This is a genomic window from Pseudomonas sp. JS3066, assembly GCF_036328175.1.
Taxonomy (GTDB): domain Bacteria; phylum Pseudomonadota; class Gammaproteobacteria; order Pseudomonadales; family Pseudomonadaceae; genus Metapseudomonas.
The window spans coordinates 2488680-2502769 of record NZ_CP143312.1; the positions used below are offsets into that span (position 1 = coordinate 2488680).

General features: G+C 62.8%; 13 protein-coding genes. 6 read left to right on the plus strand and 7 right to left on the minus strand.

Features of this window, described 5'->3' with window-relative positions; all coding sequences use genetic code 11:
* Nucleotides 1–27 precede the first annotated feature (27 nt).
* The gene (gene ku / locus SA496_RS11655) at nt 28–885 is read right to left on the minus strand and encodes a non-homologous end joining protein Ku (protein WP_120651089.1); all 858 of its coding nucleotides are present in this window, start codon (nt 883–885) and stop codon (nt 28–30) included.
* A gap of 75 nt (nt 886–960) precedes the next feature.
* Complete coding sequence (locus SA496_RS11660) at nt 961–1110, minus strand: PSPA7_2676 family Cys-rich small protein (RefSeq protein WP_305955705.1); 150 nt, start codon at nt 1108–1110, stop codon at nt 961–963.
* Between the two features lie 171 nt (nt 1111–1281).
* Between SA496_RS11660 and SA496_RS11665 the strand changes: the two genes are divergently transcribed.
* Both SA496_RS11665 and SA496_RS11670 read left to right on the plus strand, forming a co-directional pair.
* Nucleotides 1282–1506: a hypothetical protein gene (locus SA496_RS11665; RefSeq protein WP_120651088.1), complete on the plus strand. Its 225-nt coding sequence runs from the start codon at nt 1282–1284 to the stop codon at nt 1504–1506.
* Entirely contained in the window at nt 1503–2138 is a 636-nt protein-coding gene (locus SA496_RS11670; protein ID WP_120651087.1) for an NAD(P)H-binding protein, read from the plus strand. Before SA496_RS11665 ends, SA496_RS11670 begins: the two co-directional genes overlap by 4 nt.
* A gap of 6 nt (nt 2139–2144) precedes the next feature.
* On the opposite strand, the gene SA496_RS11675 is transcribed toward SA496_RS11670, so the two are convergent.
* A complete protein-coding gene (locus SA496_RS11675; protein ID WP_120651086.1) occupies nt 2145–4613 on the minus strand; it encodes a glycogen/starch/alpha-glucan phosphorylase in 2469 nt (822 codons plus the stop codon).
* Between the two features lie 28 nt (nt 4614–4641).
* Nucleotides 4642–4971 (minus strand): DUF2513 domain-containing protein, encoded by a 330-nt coding sequence (locus SA496_RS11680; protein WP_162945813.1) that lies wholly within the window; start codon nt 4969–4971, stop codon nt 4642–4644.
* A 165-nt stretch (nt 4972–5136) separates the two neighbouring features.
* Here SA496_RS11680 and SA496_RS11685 point away from each other — a divergent pair, with 165 nt between their 5' ends.
* The 3 genes from SA496_RS11685 to SA496_RS11695 are packed head-to-tail and all read left to right on the plus strand — an operon-like array spanning nt 5137 to nt 7401.
* Complete coding sequence (locus SA496_RS11685; RefSeq protein ID WP_120651085.1) at nt 5137–5565, plus strand: hypothetical protein; 429 nt, start codon at nt 5137–5139, stop codon at nt 5563–5565.
* The gene (locus SA496_RS11690) at nt 5565–6644 is read left to right on the plus strand and encodes a DUF3182 family protein (RefSeq protein ID WP_330115454.1); all 1080 of its coding nucleotides are present in this window, start codon (nt 5565–5567) and stop codon (nt 6642–6644) included. Before SA496_RS11685 ends, SA496_RS11690 begins: the two co-directional genes overlap by 1 nt.
* Entirely contained in the window at nt 6631–7401 is a 771-nt protein-coding gene (locus SA496_RS11695; protein ID WP_120651083.1) for an alpha/beta hydrolase family protein, read from the plus strand. The genes SA496_RS11690 and SA496_RS11695 overlap by 14 nt, the downstream gene beginning before the upstream one ends.
* A gap of 132 nt (nt 7402–7533) precedes the next feature.
* On the opposite strand, the gene SA496_RS11700 is transcribed toward SA496_RS11695, so the two are convergent.
* Entirely contained in the window at nt 7534–7983 is a 450-nt protein-coding gene (locus tag SA496_RS11700) for a PA2169 family four-helix-bundle protein (RefSeq protein ID WP_120651082.1), read from the minus strand.
* A gap of 195 nt (nt 7984–8178) precedes the next feature.
* Between SA496_RS11700 and SA496_RS11705 the strand changes: the two genes are divergently transcribed.
* On the plus strand, nt 8179–8592 hold the full coding sequence (locus SA496_RS11705; protein WP_120651081.1) for a CBS domain-containing protein: 414 nt from the start codon (nt 8179–8181) through the stop codon (nt 8590–8592).
* Nucleotides 8593–8623: 31 nt separating this feature from the next.
* On the opposite strand, the gene glgB is transcribed toward SA496_RS11705, so the two are convergent.
* Nucleotides 8624–10786: a 1,4-alpha-glucan branching protein GlgB gene (gene glgB, locus SA496_RS11710; RefSeq protein WP_330115455.1), complete on the minus strand. Its 2163-nt coding sequence runs from the start codon at nt 10784–10786 to the stop codon at nt 8624–8626.
* Nucleotides 10783–14088 (minus strand): maltose alpha-D-glucosyltransferase, encoded by a 3306-nt coding sequence (treS, locus tag SA496_RS11715; protein WP_330115456.1) that lies wholly within the window; start codon nt 14086–14088, stop codon nt 10783–10785. The genes glgB and treS overlap by 4 nt, the downstream gene beginning before the upstream one ends.
* Nucleotides 14089–14090 lie beyond the last annotated feature (2 nt).

The following is a 14090-nucleotide window of genomic DNA, read 5'->3' on the forward strand; positions in this document are numbered from 1 at the left end:
GCGCCCTGCCGGTATTCCTGGCGCGGCTCATTTTCGGGTCTTGCGCGGGCGTGGGGCCTCTTCGCTTTCCTTGGCGTTTCTTTCACTCCGGGTCGCCTTGCCACCCAGGCTGCGACGCAGCAGTTCGGTGAGGTCGATGATCTCTGCGCTACGGCCGGCGGTTTCCTCGCCCGGCTGCTCGACGCGTTCGATCCTGCCCGCCTTGGCCTTCTGCTCCACCAACTCCATCACCTTCGCGCTGAAACTGTCCACGTAGGAATCCGGCTCCCAGTCTGCGGTCATGTCCTGGATAAGGCGGCTGGCCATTTGCATCTCGGCCTTGGACAATTTCGGGCTGGTTACATCGGTGCCCAGGTCGAGCACGTCCAAACCACGTACTTCAGCGGGCCAACGGAGCATCACCAGTACCAGCGCTTTCTCCACCGGCATCAGCGCTGCCAGATGTTGGCGTGTGCGCAGCACCACCTCCGCGAGAGCGACCTTGCCCGAAGCTTCAAGGGCTTCGCGCAGGAGGGCATAGACCTTGCCGCCACGTTTGTCGGGGCTGAGGTAGTACGGCGCTTCGATGTTCTGCAAGGGAATCTGCGCGGCCTCGACGAAGGCGAATATGTCGATGGTCTGGGTCGACTCCGGATGCGCCTGGCGGATTTCGTCCTCGCTCAGGATCACATAGTGGCCATCGCCATACTCCACGCCCTTGATGATGTCCTGGCTCTTCATCTCCTGGCCAGTGACCTTGTTCACCCGCTTGTAGCCGACCGGCTCCATGCTGCGCTTGTCGAGCCAGTCGAAGTCGATACCGCTGGATTCGCTCGCGGAAACCAGGGCAACCGGGATGTGCACGAGTCCGAAACTGATGGCGCCTTTCCAGATTGCGCGTGCCATTGAAGTGTCCCCTTCGCGGTGGCCTACACTCGAGCGACCGACCCGACCCCGCGAAAGTTGCAGGAATCCGCCGGACTACCTGCCAGGCCCCGGGGTGACGGTTGCCCTGACGTAGCGGTTACTGCCGCAGCGGCTGCAGCGTTGCTGTGCCACGTCCTCATTGCCGAGCCGGATCGGCGTCTCCCGCATCCATGCACACCCTCGGAAGAAGCAGATGAAAGTCATCACAGCCTCCCTCGCATTTCGCGAGAGTCGTGCTTGACCTTTGGACAATCAGGGTTGCTTGTCGGCTCATGTCATCGACAGGTGCGTCACCGTCCGACGGATAGGGGGAACCCCTGCAGGCGCGCCGGGAGTCTACCTCCAATACATCAAGCGAAAGAGAGCGCCACGGACATGTCTACGAAGACGCTATTCCTCATCAGCTACATCCTCGACAACCAACCCCGCAGCGTCGAGGTTGAGTCGGACGCCGAAGCGATGACTCCGGACCAGGCCCGTTATTACCTGGGCTCCATCCATACTTCCTCTTCGCCCGAGGCCTTCACAGACGTACAGGTGACCCGGATCAGCCATCCGAAGATGGGTGGGCCTACACCTGCCCATAACCTGCAGCCATGAAAAACCTCGAAACCCCGGCGGTAAAGCTGGCCCTCTACGGCGCACAGAGCGCCCTGGGCTATGCGCTGATGGCGGAGGCACTGCATCGCCAGTATGAAGTCGGCGCCGTGATCAGCGATCTCAATGCGATTAGCGCACGCCCTGGTCTGCGTACTCTGACGGGCAATGCCCATGACGCCCTCAGCGTGAGCCGGACGGTAGTAGGCAAGAGTGCGGTGATCGGCATGCCTTGCGCTTCCGGTCCGCCGCTCACGGCGCAGGACGGCAGTGGCCATGATTTCCCGCAGGTCTATTCCGCCGTCAGCGCCCTGATCGATGGCCTGCGTATCGCGGGGGTGCAGCGGCTCATCGTGATAGATCCGCTCAAATGGCTCGAACAGTCGCCTTCCTGCCCTGCGCCGGCGGCGGAGTACCTGCAACGCCGCTTGCTGGACAGCGGGCTGGAGTGGACCCTGGTGGAAGCACCGGAAGGTTTCGACTGCGACCTCGAGTTCGATGACTTCATACGTGTCCCGGCGGAGAACAAGGCTCAATCGGTGCTGGCCCTGCAACGCTTCGCAATGGCGGTGCTGGACGAGCTGATGCTGTGCAACCACCTGCATCAACGCATCTCTGTCGATGGCGGTGACTGAACAGACTCAGGGCTCACCGGGTCGCGATGACGGAACGTGTATGCCCCAGATATCGGTGGCGTATTCGCGGATGGTGCGGTCGGAGGAAAACCAGCCCGTGCGCGCCGTGTTGAGAACAGCGGAGCGCCACCAGCGGGAGCTGTTCTGCCAGCATCTGTCGACCTGTCTCTGGGCATTCCAGTAGGCATCGAAATCCTCGCAGACCATGAAACGGTCCTCGCGGATCAGCGCGTCAACCATGCCCTGGTAACGCCCTCTGTCTTCCGGTGAAAACACCCCTGAGCGTACGGCGTCCAGCGACGCGCGGAGGCGTTCGGAACGGCCTACCGCCAGTTCACTGGCCAGGCCGCCCATGCGCCGCTGCTCGACCTGCTGCGCAGTCATCCCGAAGATGAACATGTTTTCCGCGCCGATCCGCTCGCACATCTCGACGTTGGCACCATCCAGGGTGCCAATGGTCAACGCACCGTTGAGGGCGAACTTCATGTTGCTGGTCCCGGAGGCTTCCAGGCCGGCAGTGGAAATCTGCTCGGAAAGGTCGGCCGCCGGAATGATCGCTTCGGCCAGACTGACGTTGTAGTTGGGGATGAACACCACCTTCAGCAGCCCGCGCACCGTGGGATCGTCATTGATGGTGCGACTGATGTCGTTGGCCAGCTTAATGATCATCTTGGCTTGCTGGTAACTGGCGGCCGCCTTGCCCGCAAAAATCTTCACGCGTGGCGCCCAGTCGGTGGCCGGGTCGTTGCGGATCGCCTGATAGAGCGCGACGGTATGCAGCAGGTTGAGGAGCTGGCGCTTGTACTCGTGGATGCGTTTGACCTGTACATCGAAGATGGCCTGGGTATCCACGGCAATACCCAGCCGCTGGCGGATCAGGTGCGCGAGTGCTTCCTTGTTGTGCTGGCGGCGGAGACAGAACTGCTTGCGAAAATCCTGCTTTTCGGCAAAGGGTTCGAGCTTCTGCAGGATGGTTTCCGGCGAATCCAGCACGCCCTCCCCCAGGGTCTCTACCAGCAACCGCGTCAGCTGCGGATTGATCTGGAAGAGCCAGCGGCGGAAGGTTACCCCGTTGGTCTTGTTGTTCACCCGATCGGGGTACAGTCGGTGCAGGTGGCGGAAAACAGTCTCCTGCATCAGGCCGGTGTGCAGCGCCGACACACCGTTGACGCTATGGGCGCCAAGGAAGGCCAGATTGCCCATGCGTACCCGCCGTCCGTGTTCCTCTTCGATCAGCGACACCGAGCGCAGCAGTTCGAAGTCATGGATGTCCTTCGCCCGCAACGCGTCGATATGCAAGGCATTGATCAGGTAGATGATCTGCAGGTGACGGGGCAACAGGCGCTCCATCAGGGCGACCGGCCACGATTCCAGTGCCTCGGGCAATAACGTGTGGTTGGTGTAGGCCAAGGTCGCCACCGTCAGTTCCCACGCCTTGCCCCACTCCACTGCGTACAGGTCCACCAACTGGCGCATGAGTTCGGCGACGGCAATGGCCGGATGGGTATCGTTGAGCTGGATGGCTACCTTCTCCGGCAGATTGTGCACATCGCCGTACTGGTCCATATGCCGCCGCAGCAGATCCTGGAGCGACGCCGAAACGAAGAAGAACTCCTGGCGCAGCCGCAATTCCTGGCCGGCTTCGGTGATATCCGCGGGATAGAGTACGAGGGAGATGGCCTCGGCGCGCACCACGTCAACCACCGCACCGATATGGTCACCGGCATTGAACCGTTCCAGTTGCAGGTCTTCCTCGGCGCGCGCCCGCCACAGGCGCAGGGTGTTGACCGCAGAGCGGCGCCAGCCGATCACCGGGGTGTCATAGGCAATGGCGCGTATGGTCTCGTGGGGTTGCCAGATCTGCCGGCTGTTGCCGCCCTCCTCCAGATGGGTGAAGACACTGCCGCCGAAGCCGATGCTATAGGCCACCTCCGGTCGCTCGAACTCCCAGGGATTGCCGAAGTCCAGCCAGGTCTCCGTCTGTTCCGCCTGCCAGCCGTCAATGATCGCTTGACGAAAAAGTCCGTGCTCGTAGCGAATGCCGTACCCGTGCGCGGCCAGCTGCAGGGTCGCCATGCTTTCCATGAAACACGCCGCAAGGCGGCCCAGGCCACCATTGCCGAGCGCCGCGTCAGGTTCCACTTCACGGATGCGGTCAAGATCGACGTTCAGCTCTGCCATCGCCTGGCGAGCCACTTCCAGCAGCCCCAGATTGCTCAGGTTATCCATCAGCAGACGGCCGATGAGGAACTCCAGAGACAGGTAATAGATTCGCTTCTGATCCTGCCGGTCGACCTGGCTGGAGGCCTCTTCCCACTGGTCGATCAAGTTGTCACGCGTGGCCAGGGCCAGCGCCTCGAACCAGTCATGGTCGAAAGCGTTTTCCGGGGACTTGCCAACCGCGTACTTGAGTTTCGCCAGGATGCTGTCCTTGAACGCCTGGACTGCATCGGCGGAGTTAGGCTGCTCGGCCATGACCGCCTCTCGTCAGATGCAATGGGTTTCAGAAGACCTTGCGTAGCGATTCGTAGGAGATAGCGCCAAGTCGTTGCAGCAGCATGGTTTTCTTCGCGTTCCAGGTATCCTGGTCGCGAATGCTGTCGAGCAGGTCATGCCCCTGCAGGGTCAGCGAACTGGCTACGCGCCCGGATTCGCCGTTCCATTGGTGTTGCTCCTTGCACTCCACCAGGCCTGCCTGTTCGAGGAGATGAAGGTGATAGTCGGCTTCCTCCAAGCTGCACCCATCGGTGCAGTGGAGAGAAGCGAGATGGCCCGGCTCCATGGCCTCGATTTCCAGCAGCAACTCCCTGATCAGATCCCAGTTCCGCTTCATGGCTGGTTGCTCCTCGTCGCCGGTGATGGCCCCTTCAAGATGAGTCCACGGGAGCGCCGACGAGTTCAGACTTTCTCGCCCCGATGGCGCCCGTTGATCAATCGCCCTGAACTCTCCGCAAGCCCGCCCGTTCAGAACCAGTGAACAGCTCCCCGGAGATCGACCATGCGCATCGCCCCCCTGATACCGCTGCTTTGCCTCCTCGGCGCCGGTCCGGCCCTGGCCGATGCCTGCCATGTCATGACCCGTTCTTCCAGTGCCGCAGTGCCAGAAGTCGAGATGGAAACCTGCTACGAGTTCACCGGCATGCCCGAATCGGCGATCGACTGGTCCTGCAGCAATGAAAGCAAGGAAATGCTCAGCAGCCAGAAGCGCAAGGTGGAAAGGTGCGCCGACGATACCCAGGGCCAATGCGTGGCGGCCCTCACCCAGGAATCGCTGGCAAACTACCGGTCCACAGCGGAGACCGAAAGCCAGGCACGACCGGCCATTCCCAATGACGCCAAGGTGGTCACCAACTTTTACAGCGTCGCCAATCTGGGTCAGGCCCGTGCCGACTGTGAAAACAGCGGCGGCACGTGGCGGGAGCAGTGATGAAGAATCACGACGGAGTACTGTTGCTGCAGGTCGGCGAACGCTTCCTGGAACACGAACTGGCGGTACACCGGGTGCTTGGAGAGAAACTTGGGGAACTGCTGGGATGCCCGTTTCTCGGCCGTTACGATCCACTGCGCCATGACCGTGGACGTTACTACCTGATTCCCGATGAAACCCTGATCGGCAGCGGCAAAGGACTAGGCATAAACGGGCCGGAGGATTTCTTCGGCGGTCTTGTGCCACACCCCTTCACAGCCACAAAGGCCATCACCCATCCGCTGTTCAAACTGCCGGCGCGAGTACCGCCAGGCTGGTCGGAACGCTTTGCCGAGCAAGCGGCCAAGGCAGTCCTGCACGGCTACACGGTATTCGACCTGGCCGACGCCCGGCGTGCCGGTGAAGCCATGCTGGAACATGGCCCGCTGCGCCTGAAACCGGTACGGGGCAAAGCCGGTCGGGGCCAGCAAGTGATCTGGAACCAGCACGACCTCGGCCAAGCGCTGGACGAACAGGACCTGGAAGAGATCGGAACCTGGGGACTGGTGCTGGAAGAGGATCTGGACCAGCCGGAGACTTTCAGTGTCGGCCTGGTCGTCAGCTACTTCGGCACTCAGCAGCTGACCCGCGACAACGATGGTGACAGCGTGTACGGCGGCTCGCAGCTGACGTTGGTGAGGGGCGACTACGCGGACCTGATCAAACTCGATATCCCGGCCACGACACGCCTTGCCATCGAACAGGCGCGCATCTACGAGAAGGCTGCTTTCGACAGCTATCCGGAGATGTTCGCCTCACGCCGCAACTACGACATCGCAAGGGGGCTGGACGCCCTCGGCCAACAGCGCTCCGGCGTCCTGGAGCAATCCTGGCGCGCAGGCGGTGCGAGCGCGGCAGAAGTGTTCGCCCTGGAAGCTTTTGCCGCTGATCCGACGTTGACGAGCATCTGTGCCTCGACGCATGAAATCTATGGCGACGCAACGGCTCCTTCCGGCTCGATTCCACTCTTTCAGGGGATGGAGCCGGGCCTCGGCAAACTCTCCAAGTACGTCAAGGTGGAACCTCATGACAGCACATAGCGAACAGGTGGAAATCGTTGTGGACAACGAAGCCATAGCCGGAACGCTCCTGGCGCCCGAGACCAGAGTCCCGGGCGTTCTCTTCGTGCATGGCTGGGGCGGCAGCCAACAGCGGGACCTGGCCCGCGCCCGTGGCATTGCTGGTCTGGGCTGCGTATGCCTGACCTTCGACCTTCGCGGCCACGAGAAGACCATCGCCGCGAAGGAAAGCGTCACCCGGCGGCACAACCTCGAAGACATCGTGGCTGCCTACGACCGACTGGCGACCCATCCGGCGATCGACGCCGAGGCCATCGCGGTGATAGGCAGCAGCTACGGCGGCTACCTCGCGACCTTTCTCTCCACGTTGCGGCCGGTGAAATGGTTGGCCCTGCGGGTGCCCGCGCTGTACTGGGACGATGAGTGGGATTTACCGAAGCATATGCTGGACGCCGGGCGTCTGGCGCGGTACCGCAACATTCCCTGGAATCCGGTGGACAACCTCGCGCTGAAGGCCTGTGCGGGGTTTACCGGAGATGTCCTGCTGGTGGAGTCCGAGCACGACACCTTCGTGCCGCACACCACCCTGATGAGCTATCGCGCGGCGTTCGAGCGAGCCCACTCCCTGACCCACAGGATTCTGGATGGCGCGGACCATGCCCTTAGCCAGGACTGCGACCAGCAGGCCTACACGGGAATCCTCACCAACTGGTTCAGCGAGATGGTCATCGGCGCGCGGGTGGGTAGCTATCCCCATCATTCGGCGCGCTACTCCTAGCGCAGGACGCATAGGGTCGAGTCAGGCCACGGAACTGGCCACAGCAACGCAGGATAGGTGAAGTTTTCGATACCCATCCGCATCTCCGCATGGGTATCGCTCCGCATGGTTTCCCGAGTCCAGATGATCAGCTCAGATTCGCCCACTTTCGCGCAACGCACGGATCTGTCCATGATTGCGTATCACGCCGGCGTACTGCACCTGGACGATCTCGCGTATCGCGGGTGGCAAGGGTTGATCCAGGGCCTTCTGATAGTCTTCCATCGCGGCGTCCTCGCCCCGCTCGCACTCATCGAGGATGGCCTTCTCGTTCTGCCCGGTGACGAGCGCCTTGAAATCGATCCAGTGGCGGTGCATGTCGCCGCCAATGCTGGTGTCATCCTCGGGCGTGTCACCCAGCTCCATAACCAGACTCTGCAGTTTCTCTGCCGACGCCGCGCATTCTTCGGCGCGGGCCTCGAAGAGTTCCTGCAACGGTGGGCTCAGGACCGCCTTGGCGCAGGTGCGAAAACCCTCTTCTCCATCCTTGCAGGTCTGTACGAGTCCGTTGAGGACCTTGGCCGTTTCGTGTCGATCGATCATGACTGCCTCCCATGCCGGACGTCCCGGCTCGCTCGTGGCTTCGTGTCGCACTTACAGGTGACAGGCACTCTCCAAGCGGCGTTCGAGTTCACTGATGGCCGGTACCGATAAAACAACCTGAACGACCACGAGCCAGGCCAGTCGACTGTTTCAGGGGCCCCAGCCGGGGCCTTCGCATTGATAGGAATAACCGAGATGAAAATCAGCGAAGTCATGACGCGAAACGTTCAGACCACTACGCCGGAGCGAAGCCTGCGGGAAGTCGCTTCACTCATGGAGAGCATCGACAGCGGCGCGATCCTGGTGCACGAAGGCGATAGGCTGGTCGGCATGGTTACCGATCGGGATATCGCCCTGCGCGGCGTAGCAGCGGGGCTTGGCGGGGAAACGCCGGTGCGTCAGATCATGAGCGGCGATGTGCGCTACTGCTTCGAAGACGAAGACGTCCAGCACGTCGCCGCCAACATGGCGCAGATCCAGCTGCGCCGGCTCCCCGTGCTCAATCGCGAAAAGCGCCTTGTGGGTGTGGTATCACTCGGCAATATCGTCGCCAGTCGCAGTGAGCACGCCAGCGCCACGGTACTCCAAGGCGTCGCTCGCGCTCACTGACGGGGCGCTCGAGTCCGATCTACGGTTCTTTTCAGCGCGCAGGCCGGAAGATCAACGTACCCAGTGGCGGGAGGTCCAGCAACAGCGACTGGGCCTCGCCATGGGCAATCACCGGCTCACTGTCGAGGGCTCCCGAGGTACCCGCGCCCGAGCCGCTGAAGCGTTCCTCATCGGTGTTCAATAGCAATTGCCAGAGTCCGGCCCTGGGTACGCCGACGCGGTAGGCGTTGCGTGGCTCGGGGGTGAAATTGTGCACCACCAGCAGCGGTTTACCGTTTTCGCCATGGCGCAACCAGGCGTAGACGCTGTTGTGGGAGTCGTCGCCGATCAACCACTGGAAACCGTCGGCGCGTCCGTCGCGCTGATGGAGCGGTGGCTCCTGCCGGTAAAGGGTGTTGAGCGTCTGCACCAGGTCGCGGACGGCGGCATGCTCCGGGTAACGCAGCAGGTACCAGTCCAACTGTTGGTCATGGTTCCACTCCCGCCATTGGCCGAATTCGCAGCCCATGAACAGCAACTTCTTGCCTGGATGGGTCCACATGAACGCGAGATACAGGCGCAGGTTGGCAAACTGCTGCCACCGGTCCCCAGGCATCCGCCCCAGCAACGATCCCTTGCCATGCACCACCTCGTCGTGGGAGATCGGCAGGATGAAGTGCTCCGAGAAGGCGTAGAGCAGGCCGAACGTCACCTGATGGTGATGGTGCTTGCGGTGGACCGGCTCTTTCTGGATGTAGGCCAGGCTGTCGTGCATCCAGCCCATGTTCCATTTGTAGGAGAACCCCAGCCCGCCCTCCGCTGCGGGGTGACTGACGCCCGGCCAGGCGGTGGACTCCTCGGCTATGACCAGGGCGCCTGGCACCTCGCTGCGCACCACCCCGTTGAGATGACGGAGGAACTCGATGGCTTCGAGGTTCTCACGCCCTCCGTGGCGGTTGGGAATCCACTCGCCTTCCTTGCGCGAGTAGTCCCGGTAGAGCATCGAGGCTACCGCGTCCACCCGCAGGCCGTCGACGTGATAGACCCGTAGCCAGTGCAGCGCCGAGGCCAGCATGAAGCCATGCACCTCGCTGCGGCCGAGGTTGTAGATCAGTGTGTCCCAATCCTGGTGGAAGCCTTCGAACGGGTGCTGGTATTCGTACAGTGCCGTCCCGTCGAACCGGGCCAGCCCATGTTCATCGGCGGGAAAGTGCGCCGGAACCCAGTCAAGGATCACCCCTATTCCCGCACGGTGGCAGGCATCGACGAAAGCGGCGAAATCCTCCGGGCTGCCCAGACGTGCGGTGGGCGCGAATAGCGAGAGCGGCTGGTAGCCCCAGGAGCCGCCGAAGGGGTGCTCCATGATCGGCATCAACTCGATATGGGTGAAGCCCACTTCCAGGATGTAGGGAATCAGGCGATCGGCAAGTTCCGCCCAGCTCGGTGGACGCTCTTCGATCCATTGCCAGGAACCAGCATGCAGTTCGTAGATGGCCAACGGCTGGCCTGGCTGCTGGGCGACCTTGCGCCGGTCCATCCATTCCTGGTCCTGCCATTCGAATGCCAGCGCTCCAGTCACGCGGGAACTGGTCGCGGGCGGCGGCTCGCCGGCCAACCCAACCGGATCGGCCTTCAAGGGCAGAAGCCCTTCGGCACCGAGGATTTCGTACTTGTAGCGCTCACCAGGCTCCAGGCGCGGAATGAAGATTTCCCAGATTCCGGCCGGATAGCGCCTGCGCATGGGGTGCCGGCGACCATCCCAGGCGTTGAAATCACCTACCACCGAAACCCGTCGCGCATTAGGCGCCCACACGGCGAAGCGCACGCCGGGTATCCCGTCCTGTTTCATGACCTGCGCCCCAAGGCAACTGCCGAGTTCGTGGTGGTTGCCCTGGGCAAACAGGTAGAGATCGAGGTCTCCGAGCAGCGGGCCGAACGCATACGGGTCTTCAGTAATCTGCTCGGCATCGGGCCACTGGATGCGTAGCAGGTACTTGCGCGGCTCCGCCATCAACCCCTCGAACAGCCCCTCCGGGTCGGCCCTGACCATCGTACCGAGCGGGCTCTGGTCGACGGCATCCAGCAGCTCCACCGACTCTGCGCCCGGCAACCATGCCCGTACCCCTACGCCGTCGGCCTCGATATGAGGGCCGAGATAGCTGAAGGGGTCCCCTTCTTCCGCCCGGCGCAGGCGTTGCAGCGCTTCATCGATCATGTGCGGTGTCCCAGCAGGTGGCGCGCCAGTTCCAGCAGCCCGTGCAGGGGCACGTCGATCCAGTCCGGGCGGTGACCGCGTTCGTAGAGAATTTCATAGGCGACCTTTTCCAGGCTGAACAGCGCCAGGGCAGCGCCCTCGCCTTCCCGGCCGTGCCATTCATGGGGCAAGCACCGGGCAGCGAGCCGATAGGCATCGAGGAAGGCAGTGCGCGCATTGGCCCGATAGCGGGCGATGACCGTGGTGCACGCATCCCGCGCTTCGACGGTGCTGTCGGCACCGCAGACCTTGCGCCGGGCCACTGCCGCCGCGTAGTCGAACGACCTGAGCATGCCGGCCACATCCTTCATTGGGCTATGGCGTTGGCGTCGCTCAGCCAAGGGCCGGCTGGGCTCACCCTCGAAGTCGATGATGTAGGCATCACCCTGCACCACCAGCACCTGACCCAGGTGCAGATCGCCATGCACGCGAATCCGGATGCCTCCGGCAGCCAGGGTCGCCAGGCGGCCGATGACCATCAGCAGGCGCTCTTCCTCGGCGCGCAGCCACCGCAAAGAGCCGACATCGTCCGAACCCAGCCGTTCCTCGACATGGGCCAGGGCGCTCAACGCCTCGCGCAGCTGTGCGCTGATGCGGGTGGCCCACGTGGAGCTGTCGCCTTCGTCGCTCGGCTGGTATCCGAAATCGGGATCCTCGGTGGGCCGCGCCAACACCGCGTGCATTTCGCCGATGCGCTTGCCCAGGGTACCGGCGAATACCCGAAGCTCCGCCAGGGCACCCTGGTCGCTGTCCGCCTCCCCACCAGCCATGCAATCGCGTATGGCCCGATCAAGGTTGTTCAGCGTCCAGGTCCAGGCATCGCCCTGGTTGTCCAGATAGCGCTGCAAGACCATCAGCGTATGCGGCTGGCCATCCTCGTCCACGCGCAACACCTCGCCCAGGAAAGGCGCGACGTGGTTGAAGCCGTGATGGGTGAGGAAGCGTCCCATCTCGACTTCCGGGTGCACACCGGGGAAGCCACGACGCAGCAGCTTGAGCAACAACCGGCCACCGATCAGCGCGGAACTGTTGGATTGTTCCGCGGTGATCAGTTTCACCTCGGGGTGCGGGCCCGGATCGAAGTCGGCCAACGCGTCTTCGGGGAGGAACTGCAGTTCGCCATCCGCACCGCGCAGCACCGAGCCAGCACGCAGGTGGCGCAGGATGTCGAGGCTGAAGCCCGGCAGCGAGAATGCATCGGTCAGCAGCTCGACCTTGCGTCCTCGACGTATCCGCGCCAGGGCGAGCTGTTGCGGGAGGTCGCTGCCGCTGGCGCGCTCAGGTACCACGGCGAGCGGCAACTGGTAGCACTCGGGACCATGGGCGCCATGGACCTCGATTTCCGCGATCACCGGAGCGTCCGGCCCCTCGTCGAGCGGCATCGCATAGAGCAGGTGCACGCTGCCTGCCGCGACTTTACCTCCCCCGAACCAGCGGCGCTTGGGTAGGTAAAGCGGAAGTGCCTCGAACTCCAGGGTCTGGCGCGCCTTGATCTGGATGATTTCGTCGATCTGCCGCAGCAGGACCAGGGTCTGCAGTTCCGGCATCCGCTCGACTGGCTTCTTGTGCCAGCTGGGCATCTGCGAGGCATCGGCCAGGTAGAACCAGTAGAAGCCGTAGGGCGGTAGTGTCAGGAGGTAGGTGAGCTGGCCGATGGGTGGAAATGAGGCGCCGCCGACCATTTCCACCGGCACGCGGCCGTCATAGTCGGCCAGCTCCAATTCGACGGCCTGGGCGGCACTGGAGAGGTTGGCCACGCAGAGGATGCTCTCGTCGCGCCCGTCGCCATCGCGATATTCGCGCAGGTAGGCAAGGATGCGCCGGTTGCTCGGCGAGAGCATTTTCACGCTGCCCCGGCCGAAAGCCTTCTGCTGCTTGCGCACATTGAGCATGCGGCGCATCCAGTTGAGCAGCGAATGAGGATCATGGGCCTGCGCTTCGACATTGATGGTCTGGTAGCCATACAGCGGGTCCATGATCGGCGGAAGGACCAGGCTGGCGGGATTCGCACGGGAGAACCCGCCATTGCGGTCGATCGACCACTGCATCGGCGTGCGCACGCCGTCCCTGTCTCCGAGGAAGATGTTGTCGCCCATTCCGATCTCGTCGCCGTAATACAGCGTCGGTGTCCCGGGCATGGACAACAGCAGACTGTTCAGCAATTCCACGCGACGACGGTCGCGCTCCACCAGTGGCGCCAGGCGACGACGGATACCCAGGTTAAGTCGCGCCCGCCGGTCTCCCGCGTAGTAGTCCCAGAGGTAGTCGCGCTCGTCATCGGTGACCATTTCCAGGGTGAGTTCATCGTGATTACGCAGGAATATCGCCCACTGGCAGTTCGGCGGAATCTCCGGCGTCTGGCGCAGGATGTCGGTGATTGGGAAGCGGTCCTCCTGGGCGATGGCCATGTACATGCGCGGCATCAGCGGAAAGTGGAAGGCCATGTGGCATTCGTCGTCCTCGCCGAAGTACGGACGCGTGTCTTCCGGCCACTGGTTGGCTTCAGCCAGCAGCATCCGATCCTGGTAGCGCGCATCCAGCTCGGCACGGATGCGCTTGAGCACGGCGTGGGTCTCCGGCAGGTTCTCGCTGCTGGTGCCGTCGCGCTCGATCAGGTACGGGATCGCGTCCAGGCGCAGTCCGTCCACCCCCATGTCCAGCCAGAAGCGCATGACCTTCAGCACCGCGCTCAGCACGCGCGGATTGTCGAAGTTCAGATCGGGCTGGTGGGAATAGAAACGATGCCAGAAGTATTGGCCGGCCACCGGGTCCCAGCTCCAGTTCGATTTCTCGGTGTCGATGAAGATGATCCGGGTGCCGGAGTACTTGTCGTCCGTATCCGACCAGACGTAATAGTCCCGTACCCGGGAGCCCTTCCTGGCGTGGCGTGCCCGCTGGAACCAAGGGTGCTGGTCCGAGGTGTGGTTGATGACCAGCTCGGTAATCACCCGCAGCCCCCGACGATGGGCCTCGTCGATGAAGCGCCGGGCATCGGCAAGGGTGCCGTAGTCCGCGTGCACCCCCCGGTACATGGCGATGTCGTAGCCGTCGTCGCGCCTAGGCGAGGGGTAGAACGGCAGCAACCAGATGGTGTTGACGCCGAGTTCGGCGATGTAATCCAGCTTCTCGATCAGCCCGGCGAAATCACCGACACCGTCGTTGTTGGCGTCGTAAAAAGACTTCACATGGACTTGGTAGATGATCGCGTCCTTGTACCAGTGCGGGTCATTCAGGAAAACGAACCTTCCACTGCGCTTGGCCATGG